1 protein-coding gene is annotated in these 977 nt (G+C 73.1%); it reads left to right on the plus strand.

Annotation, left to right across the window (positions count from 1 at the left end; genetic code table 11):
- On the plus strand, positions 1-977 hold a 977-nt coding region (selD, locus tag ACTIFU_RS23825; RefSeq protein ID WP_439580811.1), incomplete at both ends, for a selenide, water dikinase SelD.

The following is a 977-nucleotide window of genomic DNA, read 5'->3' on the forward strand; positions in this document are numbered from 1 at the left end:
GAGCGTCGCTGCGCCGACGAGATCCTCTGGACCACCGAGGCCGCGCCGGCGCGCTGGCTCGCCGAGACGGGGCTTGCGCTCGATCCGCGCGGCTTCCTCCGCGTCGATGCCGCGCTGCGCGCTGTCGGTCGCGAGGACGTGTTCGCCGCCGGCGACACGATCGCCTTCGACCCCGGGCCGATCCCGCGCTCGGGGGTCTACTCGGTGCGCGCCGGACCGGTGCTTGCGGACAACATCCGCGCCGTGCTGACCGGCCACCGCCTGCGCCCCTATCGTCCGCAGCGCGACGCGCTCTACATCGTCGCGACCGGCGAGCCCTACGCGATCGCGACGCGCAACGGCCTCACCGTCGAGGGTGCCTGGGTGTGGCGCTGGAAGGACTGGATCGACCGGCGCTTCATGCGCCGCTTCAACGAACTGCCCGAGATGACGCAGGCGCCCACCGGACCCGCCTCGCCGCTCGCCGACACGCAGGCGCTGCGCGAGATCTCGGCGATCGCGATGCGCTGCGGCGGCTGCGGCGCCAAGGTGGGCGCGACGGTGCTGACGCGCGCCCTCGGCGCGATCGAGCCGGCGCCGAACCCAGACGTGCTGGTCGGGCTGGACGCGCCGGACGACGCCGCGGTGGTGGACACCGGCGGGCCGCAGCTCTCGGTGCACACGGTCGACTATTTCCGCGCGATCGTGGACGATCCATATCGTTTCGGCATGATCGCGGCGAACCACGCGCTCGGCGATCTCTATGCGATGGGCGCGGAGCCGCACACCGCGCTGGCGATCGCGACCGTGCCCTATGGGCTCGAGGCCAAGGTGGAGGCGGATCTCGCGGCGATGATGGCGGGTGCGAACGACGTGCTGCGCGAGGCCGGCTGCGCGCTGGTCGGCGGGCATACGAGCGAAGGCGCGGAGCTCTCGCTCGGCTTCGCGCTGAACGGCCTGGTCGCGCGCGACCGCATCCTGCGCAAGGAGGGCCTGCG

The organism is Elioraea sp., assembly GCF_051860475.1.
Lineage (GTDB): Bacteria > Pseudomonadota > Alphaproteobacteria > Acetobacterales > Acetobacteraceae > Elioraea.